This is a genomic window from Plantibacter sp. MDV22-iso1, assembly GCF_058408345.1.
Window position 1 is genome coordinate 125,023 of record NZ_JBZVDY010000003.1, and the last position, 17,274, is coordinate 142,296.

The window sequence follows — 17,274 nt, forward strand, 5'->3', positions numbered from 1 at the left end:
ATGTCCTAGTCGATGGTGACGTAGTCGGGGCCGGAGTAGTGGCCGGTGGTGAGTTTCTGACGCTGCAGGAGCACGTCGTTGAGGAGGCTCGAGGCACCGAAGCGGAACAGGTGCGGCTGGAGCCACTCCTCGCCGACCGTCTCGGCGACGGTCACGAGGTACTTGATCGCGTCCTTCGAGGAACGGATGCCGCCGGCGGGCTTCACGCCGATCTGCTCTCCGGTGAGGCGATGCCAGTCCCGGACGACCTCGAGCATGAGGAGGGTGACCGGGAGGGTCGCGGCGGGCGTGACCTTGCCGGTGGACGTCTTGATGAAGTCGCCGCCCGCGAGGATGGCGAGCCACGAGGCGCGCTTCACGTTGTCGTAGGTGGTCAGCTCGCCGGTCTCGAGGATGACCTTGAGGTGGGCCGAGGAGCCGTCGCTGCGTCGGCAGGCCTCCTTGACCGCGACGATCTCGTCGAAGACCTGGCCGTACCGGCCGGAGAGGAACGCACCCCGGTCGATGACCATGTCGATCTCGTCCGCTCCGGCGTCGACGGCGTCGGCCGTGTCCGCCAGCTTGACTGCGAGGGAGGCGCGTCCGCTCGGGAAGGCCGTGGCGACCGCAGCGACGTTGATCCCGCCGGCGTCTGGTCCCGCACCCGGCTGCGTGTGCGCCGCGCCGAGCGCCTCGACGGCGTACGGCACCATGTCGCCGTAGACGCAGACCGCGGCGACGCGCGGAGTGGACGGATCCCCGGCGTCCGGGGTGATGGCCTTGGCCACGAGGGAGCGCACCTTGCCGGGGGTGTCGGCGCCCTCGAGGGTGGTGAGGTCGATGAGTTCGATGATGCGGTCGAGGGCCCAGGCCTTCGACGTCGTTTTGATCGAGCGCGTACCGAGGTCCGCTGCGCGCTGTTCGAGCCCGACGGCGTCGACGCCCGCGAGGCCGTCGAGGTAGCGTCTGAGGCTGGCGTCGGTGACGGGGCCGTCGACGAGTTCGAGCGCCGTCGGCTTCGCCACGAGGTCGCCTGGTGGAGTGGTCATGGTGCGTTCCTTCCGAGCAGTTCCTGCTCCGGGGTGTGCTGCTTCGCGGATGATGGTTCGTGGTCGGCGAGGAGTGCCGTCGCGGTCGCCTCGTCGGTGACGAGCACGGTGCAGAGGCCGCTGCTGACGACGGCCCTCGCGACGGCGTGCTTCTGGGCTCCGGCGATGACCGCGATGCTGCGACCGGCACGTCGGAGCGCTTCGAGTCCGAGCCCGACGGTGCGTTCGTCCAGTGTGGGGTCGACGATCATGCCCTCGGCGTCGATGTAGCGCCCGACGACGTCGCCGACGGCACCGCGTGCGACCAGGACGTCGACGTCCGCGGCCGTGAGGTACCCGCTGTGGACGAGGGCGGAGTCCGGCCCGGCCACACCGGCACCGTACAGGTAGGTGTCGGCCGCTGCGGCCGTGCGGAGCACCTCCGCGACCGTGCGGTCCGACTCGATGCTCAGCTTCGTCTCCAGGCGCTCGAAGATCGCCGGGCTCGGGAGCAGGGTGACGTCGCCACGGCCCTTCTCGGCGATCCGTGCAGCCGTGGCGGCCGCGGTGCCGACGCGCTGGTTGAGGCTCACGCCGCCGTTGATCTGCACGACGGAGAGCCCCGTCGCCCAGCCGTCGGACAGGTGGTCGGCGATGTCGCGCAGCGTCCTCCCCCAGCTCACACCGAGCGTCCGCGGCACCGGTCGCATGGCGCCGAGGTAGTCGGCCGCCGCGCGCGCAACGCGTTCGTGGAGGTCGGCACTGTCGCTCGGGCTCGGCACGACGACCGCGTCCGCGAGTCCGAAGCGCTCGCGGAGCGCCCGTTCGAGCGGGAGGCGGCGTGCGCGCGGGTGCACGATCTCGATGCGGATGTAGCCGAGTTCACGGGCTTGGGCGAGGAGACGACCGACCTTCCACCGCGTGATGCCGAGCAGCGCGCCGATCTCGTCCTGGGTCTTCGTCTCGTCGTAGTACAGCTCCGCGGCGCGTACCGCGAGCAGCTCGTCGCTTTCGATCACCTCGGGCCTCCTCCGGATCGTCTCCAGCCTAGGACGCCACCACCACCCGGACAACGTCTGTTGGCACCCATGCTCAGATGAGCAGCGGCCGGTGCGCGGATGCGCATCGCCGCCGGGGATCCGTCAGGAGGACCGGACCAGACCGGTCAGCGACCGCGTGCTGCGAGGTCCGCCTCGATCGTCGTCGGTCGGCCGGTGATGCGGCCGGCGATGGCGCACAGCGCGCCCGTGGCCAGGAGGAGCAGCAACGGGACGGTCCACGATCCGGTCACGGCGTGCAGCAGGCTCACGACCAGGGGGCCGAGTGCGCCGAGGGTGTAGCCGACGCTCTGCACGAAGCCGCTCAGGGCGACCGCGCCCTCGTGGGTCGCCGTCCGCAGGTTGATGAGGACGAGGGCGAGCGGGAACAGCAGCGGGCCGAGGCCGGCCAGCAGCACCCACAGCCACGTGAGCGTCGCCGGCCACAGGAGCAGTCCGAGATAGCCGAGCACGAAGCACGCGCTCGCGACGTAGACGAGGACGGCGACGTTCCGCAGCCTCGCGACGAGCATCGGGACGATCAGGCTCGCCGGGACACCCATCGCGGAGAAGAGCGAGAGCAGCAGGCCACCCTGGGTCGGGGTGACGCCGGCGACGTCACCGACGATGGTGGGGAGCCAGGTGAACATCGCGTAGGCGTTCAGCGAGGAGGTGGCGAAGACCGCCGCGATGGCCCACGCGATCGGCGATCGATGGACGAGGACGCGTCCGGCGCGAGGCACCTCCTCGATCTCGGGGTCCGTCGCGGCGGCGGCCCGGGCATCCCGACGCTCTCGGACGATGAGCGTGATCCAGGGCAGCACGGCGAGCATGGCGACGATGGACCACACACCGAGGGACACCTGCCACCCCGCCGCGTCGGCGACCGGTACGGCGATCAGCGGCGGGATGAACGTGCTGACCGACAGGACCGTCGCGTAGAGGGAGGTGACGAGGCCGACGCGGTCGGGGAAGTACTTCTTGACCAGCGGTGGGAGCACGACGTTGCCGATGCCGATGCCGGCGAAGCAGAGCGCGCTCCCGATCGCGAGGACGGCGAAGTCGGGGGCGAGCGAGCGCATGACGTGCCCAGCGACGATCGACCCGAGCGCGATGAGCAGCACCGGTTCGAGGTGCAGCCGACGCACGAGTCGCGGGGTGAAGACGCCGAAGAGGGCGAAGCACAGTGGCGGCAGCATCCCGAGGAGTCCCAGCCCCACCGACCCCACGCCGATGTCACCGTCGATCTCGGCGTAGATCGGCGACAGCGAGGTGACGGCCGTTCGGAGGTTCGCCGCGACCAGCACGATACCGACGAGCGCGAGGGCCCTCCCCCGCCACAGGGGCCGCGGACCCACTAGGACAGCATCCGGCGCGCGCGCTCGACGTCGTCGGTCATCTGCACGATGAGCGGCTCGATCCCGGTGAACGCGACCATGCCGCGGATGCGCTCGACGAACTGCACCTCGACCTCGTCGTCGTAGAGGTCGAGATCGGTCTCGTCGAGGACGTAGGCCTCGACCTGCTTCTGCGGGACGCCGTCGAAGGTCGGGTTGTTCCCGACCGAGATCGCCGCTGGATACCGACGTCCACGCCAGAACAACCAACCCGCGTACACGCCGTCCGCGGGGATCAGACCCTGCGAATCGGGAGACAGGTTGGCGGTCGGAAAGCCGAGTTCCCGGCCACGCTTGGCGCCGTGGACGACGACACCCCGCACGCCGGGCGGACGACCGAGGAGCCGCGACGCCTCGCGGACGTCACCCTCCTCGAGGAGTTCGCGGATCCAGGTGGACGACACCCGACGCCCGCCGCCGGGACGGACGTCGTCCACGACGCGCACGGAGAAGCCGTAGACCTCACCGAACGACTCCAGCGTGGCGACCGTGCCGAGGCCGCGATGGCCGAAGCGGAAGTCCTCGCCGACGAGCACCGTCTTGGCGTGCAACGCTCCGACGAGGATCGAGGTGACGAACTCCTCGGGCGTGAGCTGGGCCAGTGTCTGGTTGAAGCGCAGCAGCAGGGCCGCGTCGACCCCGGCGTCCGCCAGGAGACCGAGCTTCTGCTCGTTGCTCACGAGCGACGCCGGGCAGCGGTCTGGGTTGATGAGGCTCAGCGGGTTGCGGTCGAAGGTGACGGCGACGGAGCTGAGACCGGCTGCCGCGGCCTCCTCGAGGAGCGCGGCGACGACCGCGCGGTGACCCGTGTGGACGCCGTCGAACTTGCCGATGGTGACGGCCGACGGTCCGAAGGCGTCAGGGACCTGGTCGAGCTCGGTGAACGTGATCATTTGCCGGTACGCCGATGTCCGGCCAACCACCACAGTCCGAGGACAGGGAGGACGAGCGGGATGTAGACATAACCGCGGCCGAAGCCGGACCAGACCGTGTCGTGGGGGAAGAGTTCTGGGTCGAGCAGGCTCAGCAAGCCGACGATCAGCACCCCGGCGAGCTCGAAGGAGATCGTGGCCCATGCGATCCGCCGCCAGACGGCGCCAGGTGCGACGAGCGAGACGGTCGCCAGGATGTACACCACGGCAGCGACGGCCGAGAGCACATACGCCAGGGGCGCCTGGTCGAACTTGGTCGTGATCTGCACCACGGACCGGCCGGTGGCGGCGAGCGCCAGGATGCCGTAGACGGCGACGAGGACGACCCCGACACCACGGACGCGTGGACGGGCTGGAGCGGTGGTGGGGAGAGGCATGACCCGACGATTCTATGCGACGCGGGCCCTCGCCCCGGCACTTCACGACCGTCACGCGAGCTGCGGTGCCGTCGTCCTCCACCGCCGTCGGTGCGCCGACGTTCAGCCGAGCTGGACGGTCCAGATCTGCTCCATGCGGTAGAGCATCACCGCGATCGCGAGACAGACGACGCCGAGGACGACCGTCGACCATCGGGTGCGTTCGACGAGCGCCCAGAATCCGCCGGCGATCGGCAGGATCATCGCGGAGACGAGGTAGGTGTAGAACTCGGGCACACTCCCGGTGGCGGTGTTCCCGAACGCGGGCGCGGCGATCGCCACCACCAGCTGCGCGATGAGGAGGACCTCGACGAGTGCCGTCGCCCCCATCGTCAGGTCGTTCGGCGCGCGCCCGGCGAACCCGAGCACGATGCAGAGGAGCCCGGCCACGACCGCGACCGCGATCTGGGCGAGGGTGAACCACTCGATCATGCCGGTTCCTCCGCCGGGAAGTTCACGACCGACTTGAGCGAGCCGCCACGGCGCTCGACGAGCCCCACCAGTCGGCCGTCCGGCGCGACGGCGGCGATCGGACCGGTGTGGCCGGCCGGCAGGTCGCGGTCGAGCCGCTTCCCGTGGCCGAGGTCGACCGCCTCCTGCTCCGTGAGCTCGAGGGCACCGAACAGGCGCTTCGCGACGTCGGCCGGGTGCAACAGCGCCGTCTCAACGTCGAGGTCGTCGATCGTCGATGCGTCCGTGACGTCGAAGGGTCCGATCCGGGTCCGGCGAAGCGCGGTGAGATGGCCGCCGACGCCGAGGGCCGCCCCCAGGTCGCGGGCGAGGGCGCGGATGTAGGTGCCGGAGGAGCAGACGACCCGGACGTCGACGTCGATCGCCGCGCCATCCCGACGGATGGCCAGCACGTCGAACGCGCTGACCGTGACCGCACGGGACTTCAGCTCCACCTCGATCCCCTCGCGGGCCAGGGCGTAGGCGCGCTTCCCGCCCACCTTGATGGCGCTCACCGTGCTCGGCACCTGCTCGATGTCGCCCGTCAGCGGACGGATCGCGGCGATGATCGCGTCGTCGTCCACGGCAGCCACTGCGGCCTGGTCGGCGCGCTCGGTGACCTCACCTTCGGCGTCGTCGGTGGAGGTCGCCTCGCCGAGGCGGATGGTCGCCGTGTACTCCTTGTCGAGACCGACGATGAAGGTCAGCAGACGGGTCGACGAGCGCGTACCCAGCACGAGCAGCCCGGTGGCCATGGGGTCGAGCGTTCCCGCATGCCCCACCTTGCGCGTGCCGGCGAGCCGCCGCACCCGGGCGACCGCGTCGTGGGAGGTGTGCCCCTGCGGCTTGTCGATGAGGAGGATACCGGGACGGGCGGACGCCGACCCGGGTGCTGCTGTGCTGTTCTCGACCACCTTGCAACGGTACCAGCGGCGGTCGGCACCGCCGGGCGGCCGGAGCACATCTGGGCGGCGGCGCTCAGCAGAAGTCGGCGAAGATCCGCCGTGGGTGCCGCTCGTCCGTGTTGTCCACGAGGGCGGTCGCCCGCGCGGTCGGGTCGTCGTCCTTGCGGTAGAGCGCCTGCCCGCCCACGTAGCGCGCGTTGGAAGGCACCATCGGGTCGACGTCGACGCCGAGGCGCTCGTGCAGCCGCTCGTAGGCCGTCGCCATCGGGACGTCGAGCCAGACCGACGCATGCCAGAGGCCGCGGAGCTCGGGACGGTTCAGGAAGACGCCGTCGACGATGAGGACGGCGTCCTGCGGGCCGGTCGTCCAACGCAAAGGAGCGCCGACGTCGCGCTGCTCGTCGAACCCGACGAGCTGGAAGCCGGCGCTGCCCGCCAGGCGGAAGGGCTCGACGAGCACCCGGCGGAACAGCGAGTAGTCGAACGAGTCGAGCCAGTACCCCTCGGCCGAGTCCCGCCCCCGCGCGTACCGCTCCTCGCGAGGACGGTGGAAGTCATCGATCGAGGCGCGGAACACCGCGCGCCCGGCCTCGTCGAACACCTCGGCCAATCCATCGGCGAACGCCGCCGTCCCTGAGCCGCTGACGCCGTCCACCGCGATGAGGGTGCGGCCTCGTGGGTAGTCCCGCTGGAACTGGTCTCGCAGCTGCCGGAGCAACTCGATCCGTGGTGTCGTGACGAGCTTCATGGCGCCGAGCCTACCCGCGCGGATCGTAGGCTGGTGCGGTGCCGCCCGAACCCTCCGACCTCGCCCCGCTCGTGACGGGATGGTTCCGCATCAACGCGCGCGACCTCCCGTGGCGACGCCCGGGGTTCCCCGCCTGGGGCACGCTCGTGTCGGAGTTCATGCTCCAGCAGACGCAGGTCAGCCGGGTGATCCCGCGGCTCGAGGATTGGCTCGGGCGCTGGCCAACGCCCGCCGACCTGGCGGCCGAACCACCGGCAGAAGCCGTCCGTGCCTGGGGCCGGCTCGGCTATCCGCGCCGAGCGCTCTGGCTCCATGCGGCGGCCACCCAGATCGCCGAACGACACGACGGCATCGTCCCGTCGGACGTGGATCAGCTCCTGGCGCTCACCGGCATCGGCGACTACACCGCTCGCGCCGTCGCCGTCTTCGCCTACGGGGACCGGCACCCGGTGGTGGACACGAACACCCGACGGGTCATCGCCCGAGTCGTCCGCGGCCACGGCGAGCCCGGGCCGCCGAACGCCAAGGCGGACCTCCCAGCGATGGAGGCGCTCCTGCCGGAGTCCCGCTCGGAGGCAGCCGTCTTCAACGCCGGGATGATGGAGATCGGCGCGGTGGTCTGCACCGCTCGGGCACCGCGGTGCGAGGAGTGTCCACTCCGCGAGGTGTGCGCCTGGCGCGCAGCGGGATATCCGGCCTACGACGGACCGGTCAAGACGAAGCAGAAGCAGTTCGCGGGCAGCGACCGACAGGTCCGGGGCATCATCATGGCCGAGCTCCGCTCGACCCACCGCTCCCTGACGGACGAGGAACTCCGGACGCTCTGGCCCGACGGCGAGCAGTTCGACCGCGCACTCGCCGGACTGGTCACCGACCGCCTCGCGGTGCGCGTCGACGGCGGATACGCACTCCCCCACGACTGACCGGCCTCTCAGCCCCGCCCGCGGTCCTCGAGCCCCATTCGCGGTCCCTGGGCCCCACTCAGGGTCCCTGAGCTTGTCGAAGAGCGCACGTCGACAGGCTCAGCGACCGGACGAAGCGACCCGGTCCCTGAGCCTGTCGAAGGGTGGTGCGAGGTGTCTAGTCCTCGGCGTCGACCTCGCGCGGCTTCACGTAGGGATCCTCGTCGCCGGCGTAGGCGGCACCGGCGGCAAGCCCGGCCACCTCGGTGTCGCGGTTCTTCGCCTCGCGCAGCAGGTCTTCGATGTGCTGCGCGTTCTCCGGGATCGCGTCCAGGAAGAAGTCGAGGCTCGGCGTCAGCCGGGTGTTGATGTTGCGGCCGATCTCGGCACGCAACAGGCCCTTGGCGGACTCGAGCGCGGCCGAGGTGTCGGCGCGTTCCTCGTCGGAGCCGTACACCGTGTAGAACACGTTCGCGTGCTGGAGGTCGCCGGTCACCTGTACGTCGGTGATCGTCACGAAGCCGAGCCGCGGGTCGCGGATGCCCTTGTCGAGCCGTTTGGCGATGACTTCCTTGATGCGGTCCGCCAACTTGCGGGCCCTGGGGTTCTCTGCCATCTCGTCCTCCTCTGATGACCGCCGGGCGGAGGGCCGCCCGACGGATGCTGCACACACAATACAAGCAGGAATCCCCGCCGCCCTCCCGGAGGAGGACGACGGGGACCGGCCGAGCGGACTAGCCGCGCGGCTTCTCCTTCATTTCGATCGTCTCGATCTCGTCGCCGATCTGGATGTCGTTGAACTTACCGAGACCGATACCGGCCTCGAAGTCCGTACGCACCTCGGTGACGTCGTCCTTGAACCGACGCAGCGATTCGATCGCCAGGCTGTCGCCGACCACGACGCCGTCGCGGATGACCCGCGCCTTGGCGTTCCTCGTGATCGTGCCCGAGCGGACGATGACACCCGCGATGTTGCCGAACTTGGAGGAACGGAACACCTCGCGGATCTCGGCGACACCGGACTGGACCTCTTCGTACTCGGGCTTGAGCATGCCGGTGAGGCTCTGCTCGACGTCCTCGAGTGCGTTGTAGATGACCGAGTAGAAGCGGACGTCCACACCCTCACGGGCCGCGCGCTCGCGCGCCTTCGGGTCGGGGCGCACGTTGAACCCGATGATGATCGCGTTGTCGATCGTGGCGAGGTTGACGTCGGACTCGGTGACCGCACCGACACCGCGGTGGATGATCCGCAGCTGGACGCTGTCGTCGACGTCGATCTTGAGCAGCGACTCCTCGAGTGCCTCGACGGCACCGGAGACGTCACCCTTGATGATGAGGTTGAGCGCCTCGACCTTGCCCTCTTCGAGTGCACGGGTGAAGTCCTCGAGCGAGATGCGCTTGCGGGCCTTGGCCAGAGCGGCGTTGCGCTCCGCAGCTTCACGCTTCTCGGCGATCTGACGCGCGGTGCGGTCCTCCTCGGTGACGAGGAAGGTGTCGCCTGCCCGAGGAACACTCGAGAGGCCCTGCACCTGGACGGGACGCGAGGGACCCGCCTCGGAGACGGTGTCGCCGTTCTCGTCGACCATCGCACGGACGCGGCCGTACGCCGTACCGGCGACGATCGCGTCACCGACGCGGAGGGTACCCGACTGGATGAGGACGGTCGCGACGGAACCGCGGCCCTTGTCGAGCTTGGCCTCGATGGCCACACCGCGTGCATCCTTGTTCGGGTTGGCGCGCAGGTCGAGACCGGCGTCCGCGGTGAGCAGCACGGCGTCGAGGAGGTCCTTGATGCCGGTGCCGGCACGAGCCGAGACGTCGACGAACATGACGTCTCCGCCGTACTCCTCGGCGACGAGGCCGTACTCGGTCAGCTGCTGGCGCACCTTGGCCGGGTTGGCGTCGGGCTTGTCCACCTTGTTGACCGCGACGACGATCGGCACGTTGGCCGCCTGCGCGTGGTTCAAGGCCTCGACCGTCTGCGGCATGATGCCGTCGTCCGCCGCGACCACCAGGATCGCGATGTCGGTGACCTGCGCACCACGAGCACGCATGGCGGTGAACGCCTCGTGACCCGGGGTGTCGATGAAGGTGATCGGACGCTCGATGCCCTCGTGCTCAGCGACGACCTGGTACGCACCGATGTGCTGCGTGATGCCACCGGCCTCGCCGGCGACGACGTTCGCATTGCGGATGGCGTCGAGGAGGCGCGTCTTACCGTGGTCGACGTGACCCATGACGGTGACCACGGGGGGACGGATGGCGAGGTCCTCGTCGGACTCGTCCTCCAGCTCCTGGTCGAGGTCGATGTCGAAGCCCTCGAGGAGCTCCCGGTCCTCGTCCTCGGGCGAGACCATCTGGATCTTGTAGCCGAGCTCGGAACCGAGCACGTCGAAGGTCGCCTCGTCGAGCGACTCCGTCGCCGTCGCCATCTCACCGAGGTGGAACAGCACGGTGACGAGGTTGCCGGGGCTGGCGTCGATCTTGTCGGCGAAGTCCGAGATGGACGCGCCACGACGCAGACGGATGATGGTGTTGCCATCGCCGCGGGGGACGCTCACGCCGCCGAGCGACGGGGCTTCCCGCAGCTCGAATTCGGCCCTCTTCGTCCGCTTCGACTTGCGTGCCTTGCTCTTGCCGCCACCACGACCGAAGGCACCTGCGGTACCACCGCCGGGTCCGCGACCACGACCGCCGCCGCCACCAGGGCGACCGGCGAATCCACCGGCGGGTGCACCACCGGGGGCACCGCCGGGACGGAAGCCACCACCGGCACCACCGGGACGGAAGCCGCCGCCGCCGGCGGGACGACCTGCGCCACCCGGACGACCGGGGCCACCGGGACGCTGACCCTGGCCGACGCCCGGACGGGGCGAGCCGGGGCGCGGAGCCTGCGGACGCGGGATGTTGCTGGGGTTCGGACGCTGACCCATGCCCTGAGCCGCTGCGAACGGGTTGTTCCCCGGACGCGGCGTGCCGGTGGGGCGCTGGCCCATGCCCTGCGAGGACGCGAACGGGTTGTTCCCCGGACGCGGAGCACCGGGACGGGGGCCGCCCGGCTTCGCGGCGTCGCCGGAGGGCGAGTCGCCGGCGGCCGGAGCCGCGGGTGCGGACGGTGCCGCCGGAGCAGCGGCAGCTGGTGCCTCCGCGGGGGCGGGAGCGGGAGCGGCCGGAGCCTTCGGGCCTGGGGATGCCTGCTTCGGCGCAGGCGCAGCGGGCGCCTCAGCCTTGGGGGCGGGTGCCGCGGGGGCCGGAGCCTTGGGCGCTGCTGGGCCCGGGGTCGGAGCGCCGGGCGTGGCCGGACGCTTCGCCGGGGCTGCGGGGGCGGCTGACGCCTTCGCGCCCTCGGCCTCGAGGGCGGCGCGCAGCTTGCGGGCCACCGGTGGTTCGATACTGGAAGACGGTCCCTTGACGAACTCGCCCAATTCCTTGAGCTTCGCCATGGCGATCTTGCTGTCTACTCCGAGTTCGGATGCGATCTCGTGTACACGTGGTTTTGCAGCCACAATTCTCCTGTCTGAGCTTGCACCCAGGCAGGGGCAAGCGTTAGTGGTGGACGGTGCTCATTTCGAGCCGCTCATGAGTTGTCCATTAGCCGTTCAGCCTGTTCTCTCGGAATGCCGCACCCGGGTGGGGCGGCAGCAGGATGGAGGCCCGGGATCCGGGCATGATACCTGCGGTGGGAAGCACGGTGTGCGCCGGAGCGCTCTCGCGTGCACTCACCATCGTACACCCCGACCCTGGGTGCGGGCTCACCACCGGGTCGTGAGCGGGTCGTTCGAGCCCGACGACGTCATTCAGCCGTCGGCGCGGCCGGTTCCGTCGACACGAAGGCCTGGACCGCCGACGGGTCGGGTCCCGCATGCAATCTGAGCGCCCTCGTAAACGCCCGACGCTGCACCGCCTGGTCGACGCACGCCGACGTCGGGTGCACCCAGGATCCGCGACCCGGCAGGCGCGCCGCGGCGTCGGGGACGAGCGCCCCTTCGACCGCGACGACGCGCAGCAGTGCCGAGCGCGGCTCGCGACGGCGACAGCCGACGCAGGTCCGCACCGGTTCCATCCGGCTCAGTCCGATTCGAGGATCGAGTCCGGCTGGATGTCGATCTTGGCGCCGGTGAGCTTGGCGGAGAGACGGGCGTTCTGCCCCTCCTTGCCGATCGCGAGCGACAGCTGGTAGTCCGGCACGAGCGCCCGGACGGCCTTGAGCGACTGGTCGATGACGTACGAGCTCGTGACCTTGGCCGGGGAGAGCGCGTTCGCGACGAACGTCGGCAGATCGGGCGAGTAGTCGACGATGTCGATCTTCTCGGCACCCAGCTCGTCGGTGACCGCGCGGACGCGACGCCCGAGCTCACCGATGCAGGCGCCCTTGGCGTTGATGCTCGGGTCGTTCGCCTTCACCGCGATCTTGGTCCGGTGTCCGGCCTCGCGAGCGAGTGAGACGATCTCGACGATGCCGGACGCGATCTCCGGGACCTCCAACGCGAACAGCTTCCGTACGAGTCCGGGGTGGGTGCGCGAGACGGTGATCTGCGGACCCTTGAGGCCCTTCGTCACGCTCGTCACGTACACGCGGATGCGCGCACCGTGCGGGTACTCCTCACCGGCCACCTGCTCCTCGGGCGGAAGGATCGCCTCGATGGTGCCGAGGTCGACGTGGATCATGCGCGGGTTCGGGCCCTGCTGGATGACGCCCGCGATGATGTCGCCCTCGCGGCCCTTGAACTCACCGAGAACGGCGTCGTCCTGGATGTCGCGGAGTCGCTGGAAGATGACCTGCTTCGCGGCGAAGGCGGCGATGCGGCCGAAGTCGTCCGGCGTGCTCTCGGCCTCCCCGATCAGGACGCCCTCGTCGTCGAACTCGGGCACGAACACCCCGACGTGGCCGGTCTTGCGGTCGAGGTGGACGCGGGCCGCCGGGACGTCGCCGCGTGCGGTGGTGTCGGTACCCTCGGTGCTCTTCAGGTACGCACTCAGGATGGCCTGCTCGATGATCACGACGAGCTCCTCGAGCGGGATCTCCTTCTCGCGTTCGATCGACTTCAACAAACCGAGATCGATGTCCATCGATGGCCTCCTCTATTCAACTGGTGGTGCCGCGGCAAGACGTGCAGCGGCACGACGGGCATGCTGCTGCCGTGCTGCCGAACCCGTCTGTCTACGGTACCGGATGCCGAGGGGTACGTCATCCACTCAGCTGGGAAGCGGCCGCGCGTCCTCGAGGGGTGCCGCCCCGGCTCGACCGCGTCTCGGAGCGGGTGACATGATTGGCCAATGGTCTTGGGCGAGCTGCGGAACGTCATGCGGAGCACGAGGGTGAGGATCCTCGTCGCGATCCTGCTCGCGACGACGCTCGCGATGACGCTCGTGGGCGTCTCCACCTACACGCTCGGCCGGCAGCAGACCCTCGCGACCATCGACGCCCGCCTGGAGCACAGCGCCGAGCTCATCGCCTTCATGGTGGTCGGTTCAGGCGACTCCGCCGACGCCCCGGCGACGAGCGACGCGGCCGTCGACGCCGTGATGCGACGCTGGATCTTCGCCGAGGACGAGACCGCCGTCGGCGTGCGCGCCGACGGCTCGACGGTCGCGCCCAGCGCCCCGTCCGCCTTCCGGCTGGACGACGACCCGCGGCTGCTCGACGCCATCACGGCCCGCGCGTCCCGCGGCGTCGTCACGGGTGAGGCCACCGGTGACCGCACCGTGCGGTACGCGATCATCCCGGTGCAGGTCGTCGGCGACCCGAGTGCGGCCCACGTCGTCATCGCCACGGACGTGCACGCGGCACTCGCGGAGTCCCGAGGCATCCTCGCCGTCGAGATCGTTGTCGCCGTGGTGTGCCTGCTCCTGCTCGGCCTCGTCGGCTGGCAGCTCGCGGGCGGACTGCTCCACCCCATCCGGCTGCTGCGGGACGCCGCGGCCCGCATCACCGAGTCGGACCTCGACGAGCGGATCCCGGTCGTCGGTCGCGACGACGTCTCGGAGCTCACCACGACCGTGAACGGCATGCTGGACCGGCTCGACGAGGCCTTCACCAGTCAACGCCAACTGCTCGACGACGTCGGCCACGAGCTGAAGACCCCGTTGACCATCGTGCGAGGACACCTCGAGCTCCTCGATCCGTCCGACCCCGCGGAGGTGGCCGCCACCCGGGACCTCGCCCTCGACGAACTCGACCGGATGAGCTCCCTCGTCGCCGACATCACCGAGCTCTCGACGGCCGGACTCGCGTCGACCCTCGACCGGGAGCCGGTCGACATCGAGGCGTTCACCGCCTCCGTCCACGAGAAGGCCACGGCGATCTCGCCCGAACACGAGTGGACCCTGGGCGAGCAGGCCGCACTCACCGCCGACGTCGACGCCGGGCGCCTGGCCCAGGCCTGGCTGCAGCTCGCGGACAACGCCGCGAAGTACTCCCCGGCCGGGTCGACGATCGTGATCTCGAGCCGGTTCGACGAGTCGGACGATCCGGCGCTCGTGCTCTCCGTCGCCGACGACGGGCCCGGGGTGCCGGAGGCGCTCCGCGAACGCATCTTCGACCGGTTCACCCGGGTGAGCGGTGGACGGGGTGTCGCCGGCTCCGGCCTCGGCCTGTCGATCGTGCAGGCGATCGCCGCAGCACACGGCGGATGGGCCGAGGTCGAGGACACGCGGCAGGCCGGCTCCCTCTTCAGCATCCGACTGCCGCTCGCGGTGGCGGACGACGACGAGGGGTCCGACCCTGACCTCGACCTCGACCCGGACGAGACCGCGGCGATCCCCCGCAGCGCGATGGCGCAGGCGATCGCGCTGCGAGAGGCGCAGGCGGCTCAGGATGCCGCTGAGGCGCAGACGACCGCGGCGATGCAGGCCGGACCGACACCCGGCGATGCACGCCCCGCGAACGACGAACCACCACGCTCGCGAGCACCGTCCCCTGAGGACGACTTCCCGGACCTCGTCGACACCTCGGCTCGGCGGAGTGCGCCGGAGGACCACGCATGAGCCGGATCCTGGTCGCCGAGGACGAGACGCGGATCTCCGCGTTCGTGAGCAAGGGCCTGCGTGCCGCCGGACACACGGCGGACGTGACAGTCGACGGCTCGCAGGTCGTCGAGCTGGCGGAGAGCGGCGACTTCGACCTGCTCGTCCTCGACATCGGACTCCCCGGCGTCGACGGCTTCGAGGTGCTCAGACGGCTGCGCGACGACGGCAGCGAGCTCCCCGTCATCATCCTGACCGCCCGTGATTCCGCGCGGGACCTCGTCGCGGGCCTCGACGGCGGGGCGAACGACTACATGTCGAAGCCCTTCCGGTTCGAGGAGCTCCTGGCCAGGATCCGCCGCCGCCTCGCCGAGCGGGCTCCGGCGTCGACCGCCGCCGTCCCGGAACGCTTGTCGGTCGGTCGCCTGGAGCTCGAGCTGCGCGAACGACGCGTCCTCGTCGACGGGGTGCCGGTCGAGCTGTCCACCCGCGAGTTCGCCCTCGCCGAGGAGTTCTTCCGCCACCCGGACCAGATCCTCAGCCGTGAGGAGCTCCTCAGCCGGGTCTGGGGCTACGACTTCGATCCCGGTTCGAACGTCGTCGACGTCTACGTGCGGTATCTCCGGAACAAAATCGGCAAGGACGCCATCGCGACGGTCCGCGGGGCCGGCTACCGCCTCAGCACGAGAGCGCAGTAGCGGTCGTCATCCCGTCCGGATGACGACCGCTACTGCGCTCTCGCGGCTCAGAGGGCGAGGTCGGCGATCGCGACCCGGTCCTTCGTGCCGGCGGCCCGGTCCCAGAGCTCGACGAAGCCCTCGGTGGCCTCGCGACCGACGACCACCACGACGGGCACGCCGATCAGCTCGGCGTCGCCGAACTTGACGCCCGGGGACACCTTGCCGGTGCGGTCGTCGTAGAGGACGTCCTTCCCGCTCGCCTCGAGGGAGGCGACGAGTTCCTCGGCCACCTCGAAGATCGCCGCGTCGCGTCCTGCTGCGACGACGTGCACGTCGAACGGGGCGACGGCCTTCGGCCAGATGAGACCGCGCTCGTCGTTGTTGCCCTCGGCGATGATCGCGAGGATGCGCGTGATCCCGATGCCGTAGGAGCCCATGGTCACCGTGACGAGCTTGCCGTTCTCGTCGAGCACCTTCAGTCCGAGCGCCTCGGCGTACTTGCGCCCGAGCTGGAAGACGTGCCCGATCTCCATGCCCCGAGCGAGCTCGACCGGTCCGGAGCCGTCGGGCGCGGGGTCACCGGCGCGGACCTCCGCCGCCTCGACGAAGCCGTCGGCGGTGAAGTCCCGCCCGGCGACAAGGCCGAAGACGTGCTGCTGATCGACGTTCGCACCGGTGATCCACTCGGTGCCGTCGACGACCCGGGGGTCGAGGAAGTACCGGATCTCCGTCGCCGACTCCTCGCCGAGGACGGGCCCCTGCGGGGACCACGGTCCGATGTAGCCCTTGACGAGCCCGGCGTTCGCGGCGAAGTCCGCTTCGGTCGCGGCCTCCACCTCCGCGGGGCTGAAGGCCACCTCGACGCGCTTGAGGTCGACGTCGCGGTCGCCCGGCAGGCCGATGACGACCATCTCGCGCGTGCCGTCGAGGTGCCGCAGTGCCAGCACGACGTTCTTGAGGGTGTCGGCGGCAGTCCAGGCCCGTCCGTCGTCGCGCGGGTGCCGCTCGTTGGCGAGGTCGACGAGCGTCGAGATCGTCGGGGTGTTCGGCGAGTCGAAGACCGTCGCGGGTGCCAGACCCTCGACGGGGCGGGCCTCCGGGACCTCGGTGGTGTAGGCCTCGACGTTGGCTGCGTACCCGCCGGCCGAACGCACGAAGGTGTCCTCACCGACCGCGGTGGGGTGCAGGAACTCCTCGCTGCGCGAACCGCCCATCGCGCCGGCGTCGGCCTGCACGATCTCGTACTCGAGGCCGAGCCGCGTGAAGATGCGCTCGTAGGCGTCGCGCTGCGCCTGGTAGCTCGCGTCGAGCCCGGCGTCGGACACGTCGAACGAGTAGGCGTCCTTCATCGTGAACTCACGACCGCGCAGGAGGCCTGCCCGGGGACGGGCCTCGTCGCGGTACTTGTCCTGGATCTGGTAGATCGACAGGGGCAGGTCCTTGTAGGAGGAGTACAGGTCTTTCACGAGCAGGGTGAAGACCTCCTCGTGTGTCGGCGCCAGCAGGTAGTCGGCACCCTTGCGGTCGTGCAGGCGGAAGAGGGCGTCACCGTACTCCTCCCACCGGCCGGTGACCTCGTAGGGCTCGCGCGGCAAGAGCGCGGGGAAGTGCACCTCGAACGCGCCGGCGTTCGCCATCTCCTCGCGGACGATGGCCTCGATCTTGTTCTTCACCCGCAACCCGAGCGGCAACCAGGCGAAGACGCCCGGCGCCTGGCGTCGGATGTACCCCGCCCGCACCAGCAGGCGGTGACTCGTCACCTCCGCGTCGGAAGGGTCTTCACGGAGCGTACGGAGGAAGTAATTCGAAAGGCGCGTAACCACCTGTCCATGCT

General features: G+C 70.2%; 16 protein-coding genes. 3 read left to right on the forward strand and 13 right to left on the reverse strand.

Annotation, left to right across the window (positions count from 1 at the left end; genetic code table 11):
* Positions 1-5: 5 nt before the first annotated feature.
* The 8 genes from deoC to AC4PMY_RS15495 form a co-directional block, all read right to left on the reverse strand.
* On the reverse strand, positions 6-1,028 hold the full coding sequence (gene deoC, locus AC4PMY_RS15460; protein WP_491623141.1) for a deoxyribose-phosphate aldolase: 1,023 nt from the start codon (positions 1,026-1,028) through the stop codon (positions 6-8).
* Entirely contained in the window at positions 1,025-2,026 is a 1,002-nt protein-coding gene (locus tag AC4PMY_RS15465) for a sugar-binding transcriptional regulator (RefSeq protein ID WP_083397443.1), read from the reverse strand. The genes deoC and AC4PMY_RS15465 overlap by 4 nt, the downstream gene beginning before the upstream one ends.
* 146 nt (positions 2,027-2,172) lie before the next feature.
* Positions 2,173-3,402, reverse strand: a complete 1,230-nt coding sequence (locus tag AC4PMY_RS15470; protein WP_071262339.1) for an MFS transporter — start codon at positions 3,400-3,402, stop codon at positions 2,173-2,175.
* Positions 3,402-4,334 carry a bifunctional riboflavin kinase/FAD synthetase gene (locus tag AC4PMY_RS15475; protein ID WP_491623142.1) on the reverse strand — a complete coding sequence of 311 codons (933 nt, stop codon included), beginning with the start codon at positions 4,332-4,334 and terminating at the stop codon, positions 3,402-3,404. The genes AC4PMY_RS15470 and AC4PMY_RS15475 overlap by 1 nt, the downstream gene beginning before the upstream one ends.
* Positions 4,331-4,750, reverse strand: a complete 420-nt coding sequence (locus AC4PMY_RS15480; protein ID WP_071262340.1) for a hypothetical protein — start codon at positions 4,748-4,750, stop codon at positions 4,331-4,333. Before AC4PMY_RS15480 ends, AC4PMY_RS15475 begins: the two co-directional genes overlap by 4 nt.
* Before the next feature lie 102 nt (positions 4,751-4,852).
* A complete protein-coding gene (locus AC4PMY_RS15485) occupies positions 4,853-5,221 on the reverse strand; it encodes a hypothetical protein (RefSeq protein WP_064294504.1) in 369 nt (122 codons plus the stop codon).
* Entirely contained in the window at positions 5,218-6,153 is a 936-nt protein-coding gene (truB, locus tag AC4PMY_RS15490) for a tRNA pseudouridine(55) synthase TruB (protein ID WP_491623143.1), read from the reverse strand. Before truB ends, AC4PMY_RS15485 begins: the two co-directional genes overlap by 4 nt.
* Before the next feature lie 64 nt (positions 6,154-6,217).
* Positions 6,218-6,892 (reverse strand): nucleoside/nucleotide kinase family protein, encoded by a 675-nt coding sequence (locus AC4PMY_RS15495; protein WP_491623144.1) that lies wholly within the window; start codon positions 6,890-6,892, stop codon positions 6,218-6,220.
* Between the two features lie 38 nt (positions 6,893-6,930).
* Here AC4PMY_RS15495 and AC4PMY_RS15500 point away from each other — a divergent pair, with 38 nt between their 5' ends.
* Positions 6,931-7,815 carry an HhH-GPD family protein gene (locus AC4PMY_RS15500; RefSeq protein ID WP_491623145.1) on the forward strand — a complete coding sequence of 295 codons (885 nt, stop codon included), beginning with the start codon at positions 6,931-6,933 and terminating at the stop codon, positions 7,813-7,815.
* Positions 7,816-7,972: 157 nt separating this feature from the next.
* On the opposite strand, the gene rbfA is transcribed toward AC4PMY_RS15500, so the two are convergent.
* The 4 genes from rbfA to nusA all read right to left on the reverse strand — a co-directional run bounded on the left by rbfA (position 7,973) and on the right by nusA (position 12,864).
* Complete coding sequence (gene rbfA / locus AC4PMY_RS15505; protein WP_064294508.1) at positions 7,973-8,410, reverse strand: 30S ribosome-binding factor RbfA; 438 nt, start codon at positions 8,408-8,410, stop codon at positions 7,973-7,975.
* Positions 8,411-8,528: 118 nt separating this feature from the next.
* Positions 8,529-11,237, reverse strand: coding sequence for a translation initiation factor IF-2 (gene infB, locus AC4PMY_RS15510; protein WP_071262343.1), 2,709 nt, complete (start codon positions 11,235-11,237; stop codon positions 8,529-8,531).
* A gap of 350 nt (positions 11,238-11,587) precedes the next feature.
* Positions 11,588-11,857: a YlxR family protein gene (locus tag AC4PMY_RS15515; protein ID WP_064295349.1), complete on the reverse strand. Its 270-nt coding sequence runs from the start codon at positions 11,855-11,857 to the stop codon at positions 11,588-11,590.
* Between the two features lie 5 nt (positions 11,858-11,862).
* Positions 11,863-12,864: a transcription termination factor NusA gene (gene nusA / locus AC4PMY_RS15520; RefSeq protein ID WP_491623146.1), complete on the reverse strand. Its 1,002-nt coding sequence runs from the start codon at positions 12,862-12,864 to the stop codon at positions 11,863-11,865.
* A 207-nt stretch (positions 12,865-13,071) separates the two neighbouring features.
* On the opposite strand from nusA, the gene AC4PMY_RS15525 reads away from it, so the two are divergent.
* The gene (locus AC4PMY_RS15525; protein WP_071262345.1) at positions 13,072-14,781 is read left to right on the forward strand and encodes a sensor histidine kinase; all 1,710 of its coding nucleotides are present in this window, start codon (positions 13,072-13,074) and stop codon (positions 14,779-14,781) included.
* Entirely contained in the window at positions 14,778-15,458 is a 681-nt protein-coding gene (locus AC4PMY_RS15530) for a response regulator transcription factor (protein WP_491623147.1), read from the forward strand. Before AC4PMY_RS15525 ends, AC4PMY_RS15530 begins: the two co-directional genes overlap by 4 nt.
* Positions 15,459-15,505: 47 nt before the next feature.
* On the opposite strand, the gene AC4PMY_RS15535 is transcribed toward AC4PMY_RS15530, so the two are convergent.
* Positions 15,506-17,263: a proline--tRNA ligase gene (locus AC4PMY_RS15535; RefSeq protein ID WP_064295345.1), complete on the reverse strand. Its 1,758-nt coding sequence runs from the start codon at positions 17,261-17,263 to the stop codon at positions 15,506-15,508.
* Between the last annotated feature and the right edge of the window lie 11 nt (positions 17,264-17,274).